The sequence below is a fragment of the Zongyangia sp. genome (assembly GCF_965361945.1).
Genome location: NZ_CBDTOK010000161.1, coordinates 1 through 4,796, shown reverse-complemented (window position 1 = coordinate 4,796; position 4,796 = coordinate 1). Strand labels below are relative to the sequence as shown.

The 4,796-nt window shown below is 45.6% G+C and carries 9 protein-coding genes; 1 reads left to right on the top strand and 8 read right to left on the bottom strand.

Annotated elements, in window-relative coordinates; all coding sequences use genetic code 11:
* The coding region (locus ACZ25G_RS10025) for an RluA family pseudouridine synthase (protein ID WP_463682355.1) at nucleotides 1-680 on the top strand (680 nt) is incomplete at its 5' end.
* Nucleotides 681-758: 78 nt separating this feature from the next.
* Here the strand turns inward: ACZ25G_RS10025 and ACZ25G_RS10020 are convergent.
* The 8 genes from ACZ25G_RS10020 to ACZ25G_RS09985 form a co-directional block, all read right to left on the bottom strand.
* Nucleotides 759-896, bottom strand: a complete 138-nt coding sequence (locus ACZ25G_RS10020) for a hypothetical protein (protein ID WP_463682354.1) — start codon at nucleotides 894-896, stop codon at nucleotides 759-761.
* 124 nt (nucleotides 897-1,020) lie between these two features.
* Nucleotides 1,021-1,347, bottom strand: a complete 327-nt coding sequence (gene hisE / locus ACZ25G_RS10015; protein ID WP_191510517.1) for a phosphoribosyl-ATP diphosphatase — start codon at nucleotides 1,345-1,347, stop codon at nucleotides 1,021-1,023.
* A 14-nt stretch (nucleotides 1,348-1,361) separates the two neighbouring features.
* Complete coding sequence (gene hisI, locus ACZ25G_RS10010; RefSeq protein WP_191481512.1) at nucleotides 1,362-1,676, bottom strand: phosphoribosyl-AMP cyclohydrolase; 315 nt, start codon at nucleotides 1,674-1,676, stop codon at nucleotides 1,362-1,364.
* A 3-nt stretch (nucleotides 1,677-1,679) separates the two neighbouring features.
* Nucleotides 1,680-2,450: an imidazole glycerol phosphate synthase subunit HisF gene (gene hisF, locus ACZ25G_RS10005; protein ID WP_191481511.1), complete on the bottom strand. Its 771-nt coding sequence runs from the start codon at nucleotides 2,448-2,450 to the stop codon at nucleotides 1,680-1,682.
* Nucleotides 2,444-3,172: a 1-(5-phosphoribosyl)-5-[(5-phosphoribosylamino)methylideneamino]imidazole-4-carboxamide isomerase gene (gene hisA, locus ACZ25G_RS10000; protein WP_342681436.1), complete on the bottom strand. Its 729-nt coding sequence runs from the start codon at nucleotides 3,170-3,172 to the stop codon at nucleotides 2,444-2,446. The genes hisF and hisA overlap by 7 nt, the downstream gene beginning before the upstream one ends.
* 17 nt (nucleotides 3,173-3,189) lie before the next feature.
* A complete protein-coding gene (hisH, locus tag ACZ25G_RS09995) occupies nucleotides 3,190-3,792 on the bottom strand; it encodes an imidazole glycerol phosphate synthase subunit HisH (RefSeq protein ID WP_191481509.1) in 603 nt (200 codons plus the stop codon).
* Nucleotides 3,793-3,807: 15 nt separating this feature from the next.
* Nucleotides 3,808-4,392 carry an imidazoleglycerol-phosphate dehydratase HisB gene (gene hisB, locus ACZ25G_RS09990; protein ID WP_191481508.1) on the bottom strand — a complete coding sequence of 195 codons (585 nt, stop codon included), beginning with the start codon at nucleotides 4,390-4,392 and terminating at the stop codon, nucleotides 3,808-3,810.
* Between the two features lie 2 nt (nucleotides 4,393-4,394).
* Nucleotides 4,395-4,796 (bottom strand): aminotransferase class I/II-fold pyridoxal phosphate-dependent enzyme (locus tag ACZ25G_RS09985; RefSeq protein WP_463682353.1); only part of this gene is annotated, 402 nt, incomplete at its 5' end.

Genomic DNA, 4,796 nt, shown 5'->3' with positions numbered 1-4,796 from the left:
TGGACAAAAAGCCCGGCCTACTGGTTCACGAAGATGATGCGGAGCAGGTCGATACCCTTATTAACAGAATTCAGCACTATTTATATGCGCAGGGTGAGTATAATCCGGGCAAGGAAAATGTATTTGCTCCGGCGCTGTGTAACCGCATTGACCGCAACACCGGGGGCATTGTCATAGCCGCCAAAAATGCAGCGTCCCTACGAGTTCTCAACCAAAAAATCAAGGACCGGGAGCTGCATAAAAAATATCTTTGCATTGTCCATGGACGTATGGAACGCAAATCTGATACCCTAAAAGCTTATATGATTAAGGATGAAAGTAAAAACCAAGTGAGAGTCTTCAATACCCCTGGTACCGGCCGTCGAACCATGATCACGAAATATAAAGTGCTTTCCGAAAAAGGACGTTTCTCCCTTTTGGAAGTCGATCTCATTACTGGACGTACCCATCAGATCCGCGCTCATATGGCTCATATCGGCCATCCTCTTTTAGGCGACAGCAAATATGGAAGGAATAAAGACAATCAGCATACCGGCTTTCGTTATCAAGCGCTTTATTCCTATCAACTGACGTTCGATTTTTCTACCGATGCTGAACATCTGACATATCTCAACGGAAAAACCTTCACTGTAAAGGATGTCTGGTTTCAGAAAAAATTTGAAGATGGAGAAATTCTGTGATCATCTCTCATCTAAGAATTATCAGCTTGGTCTACAACAAAAAAAGCAGGACACTATGTGTCCTGCTTTTTATTACCCTTAAAATAGGGACATATCCCCTAATAGGTCACCGATATAATTTTGCGTCTTGACAACAGCCGCGCATAAGGTAGCCCCTACTGCTATCACAGCCGCTAAAAGTCCCACAACCATTTTTGTTTTATGTTGCTCCTGCATGCTGGCACCATCTCCACGTCTTAATTGTAAACAATTATAGCATGAATAAAATACTTTTTCAAGAGCGAACACATGCAGAAGTATCATCTGTAAAGCGTTATAACATTACATATGATGCTTGTCATTAAGTATTATGATCTACTACCTTCATGACTTTCAGATTAGAAATTTTCTTTCTTCTCTCCTCCAGAACATCCATCACATCGGAAAGGGGCAGAGCACTTTCCACCATCAATACGATCAGGTGGTATAGCAAATCGCAGATTTCATTTTTGAGCTCATCATTGTCGCAGTTTTTTGCGGCAATAATGGTTTCCGCACATTCTTCCCCACATTTTTTCAGAATTTTATCCTTTCCTTTTTCAAAAAGATAACAGGTGTAGGATCCTTCACTGGGGTTCTTTTTACGGTCGCATACCACTTCATATAATCCCTGTAGGGTCTCGTTCATCTGATTTTCCTCCTTTATTTCAGTTTTTTGAAAAAGCAGCTGTGGGCACCTGTATGACAAGCATTACCCGTTTGTTCTACCACAAAAAGAAAGGTATCGTCATCACAATCCGCATAGATTTCCACAATCTTTTGCAGATGCCCGGAAGTTGCTCCCTTATTCCATAATTCCTGACGGGAACGGCTATAAAACCAAGTATAGCCTGTTTCAAAAGTCTTCTGAAGGCTTTCTCTATTGACATAGGCCAACATCAGTACCTCTCCCGTTCCTGCTTCCTGCACTATAGCAGGGATAAGCTCTGATTTCTTAAAATACTGATCGTAATCCATATTCTATCGCTCCCTTGTTTTTCTCACTGGAATACCACAGGCACGTAGATGGTCCTTGACCTGGCCAACTGTCAATTCTCTGTAATGGAACAAGGAAGCGGCCAGAGCCGCATCCGCCCCAGATTGGAGGAAAACCTCTGAAAAATGCTCCAATCTCCCGCAGCCCCCCGAGGCAATCACAGGTATAGAAACCACATTGCATACCGCATTGGTCAGTTCCAAATCAAAGCCATTCTTGGTACCGTCAGCATCCATTGAGGTAAGAAGTATTTCTCCGGCCCCCATCTCATAGACCTTTCGGGCCCACGCAATAGCATCAAGCCCTGTATCAATCCGGCCTCCGTTGACCACAACGTGAAAGCCGCCTTTTCCATCCCGCCGGGCATCGATGGCCACCACTACACACTGGCTGCCAAATTTATCCGCAGCCTGAGCCACCAGATCCGGGTTACGGACCGCCGAGGAGTTGACGGATATCTTATCCGCACCGGCCCGCAGAATGGTTCTAAAGTCCTCGATAGTGGAAATACCTCCTCCCACCGTCAAAGGGACAAACACATTTTTCGCCGTCTTTCTCACAACATCCGCCATCGTTTTTCGCCCCTCATGGGTAGCGGTAATATCGAGAAAGGTAATTTCATCCGCGCCCTGGCGGTCATACATAATTGCACATTCAACCGGGTCTCCTACATCTTTGATTCCCACAAAATTGACGCCTTTGACCACACGCCCATCCCGGACATCCAGGCAGGGAATAATCCGTTTAGCTAGCAATTTTGATCACCCGCCGTTTCTATGGCTTGGCGCAAGGACAATGTTCCCTGATACAGAGACTTGCCACAGATTGCGCCGTAGAGTCCCAATTCCATCAAATTTTTGATATCCACAATCTCTTTGATACCGCCACTGGCAATGATGTCACAGGACACTGCATTTTGCAGTGCGCCGAGCTGATCCAAGTTAGGCCCCGAAAGGGTGCCATCTCTGGATATGTCTGTAAAGATAATCACCCTTACTCCTGATTGCTCCATGGATTTTGCCAGATCTAGATAGCTCACCTCGCTGGTGGAAAGCCACCCCTCCGTGGCAACTTTACCATCCTTTGCATCAATACCTACAGCAATGCGATCTCCGCCATACTGCTGAATTGCCTCCTTGACAAGGTCCGGCCTTTTCAGAGCAATCGACCCTAGAATGACCCGATCGATACCATGCTCCAGATAGTAGGCAATGGTTTTCATATCTCGAATACCGCCGCCTAATTCCATATGCAGCCCGGTCGCATTTTTCACAGATGTGAAAATCTCTGTATTCTTGGGTTTTGCCAGCTTTGCGCCATCCAAGTCCACCATATGAATCCAATGGCTTCCCTGGTCAACAAAGCCTTTTGCCGTTGTGACCGGATCTTCTGCCACTTTATGTGCAGTAGAAAAATCTCCTTTGACCAGGCGAACACACTGTCCATCTTTAATATCGATGGCCGGTAATATGATCATATTCTCTGCCCTTTCTTTCATTTTGTGAGCCGCGCAAAGTTTTTGAGCATCATCAGCCCGGTTTCTCCACTTTTCTCAGGATGAAATTGGGCTCCAAACACATATCCTCTCTGCACCAATGCTGTTACCTTCTGATCGTAATCACAATAAGCGGCGATGTTTTCATCCCCGGTATAAGCCATAAAGGAATGGACAAAGTAGACATATTCCCCTTCTTCGATGCCTTTCAACAGCTCACAAGGGTTTTGATACCGCAGTTCATTCCAACCCATATGGGGAATTTTTAGCTTCTGGGTCTGTAACCTGTCCACATATCCGTCAATCAGCCCCAGCCCCGGTGCCATCTCAAATTCCCTACCTTCATCAAAAAGCATCTGCATGCCTAGGCAAATTCCTAAAAAGGGCTTTTCTCCTGCAGCCTCCAGGACAGCCGGCTTCAATCCCTGATTTGTAAGCATTCTCATCGCGTCAGGAAAAGCACCCACTCCAGGTAAAATGACGCCGTCGGCCTTTGCAATTTGGTCGCCATCATCGGTAATCTGGCTCTCTATACCTAGATAGTCCAAAGCATTCTTGACGCTGAAAAGATTACCCGCTCCATAGTCAATAATGGCAATCATCAGGTCCCCTCCCTTTTATAGCACGCCTTTGGTCGAAACAGGCGCATCCGTATCCAGCTTTTTTACTGCCATGGCCATCGCATAGGCAAAAGCTTTAAACATGGCTTCGATCCGATGATGGTCATTGGTACCATATAAGGACTTCAGGTGCAGTGTCATCCCCGCGTTAAAGGCCACCGCCCGGAAAAACTCCTCAGTCATATCGGTTTCATAATTGCCGATCATTTCATTTTTGTGGACATTGTCATATACCAAAAAAGGACGGCCGCTAATATCTACAGCGGCAAAACTGAGGGCTTCATCCATGGGAATATAAAAACTTCCAAAACGGGCAATTCCCGCCTTATCTCCCAATGCCTCCCCAATTGCCTTGCCTAGAACAATGCCGGTATCCTCAACCGTGTGATGGCAATCTATCTCCAAATCTGATTTCTCCACCACGACTTCCAGGTCAAATCGTCCATGAACGGCAAAAGAATTTAACATATGGTCAAGAAATCCGACACCCGTTGCAATTTTTGCTTTTCCTGAACCATCTAGATCAATGGTGACACATATCTCGGTTTCCCTCGTACGCCTCTCCTGTTTTCCGATGCGCATGTTTACCCCTCCTCACTGAGAATTTGATCCAAACAAGTTATCAGCCGTTGATTTTCTTCCCTATTTCCTGCCGTCAAGCGAAGGTAGTCTCCCATATGCCGTACCGCAATGGACATGGATAAAAGACGTTCAAATACCTTTTGGCTGTCTTTAAATTTTACAAATACAAAATTGGTACAGCTGTGATAGATTTCCTGGATCTGCTGCCTTTGGGTGGATAGTTTTCGAAGCGCGTTCTCCAACTCTTCTTTCGCAGCAATAATGGCTTTGGTTCTTTCATGAATTTTTTCTGGATAGGAAAATATAATTGTTCCCATTTCCTGGGAAATAGTATTGACATTATAGGGAGATTTCACAGCCCGGAGCGCTCTTGTAATGGTGGGGTTGGCCACAGCAAATCCCAG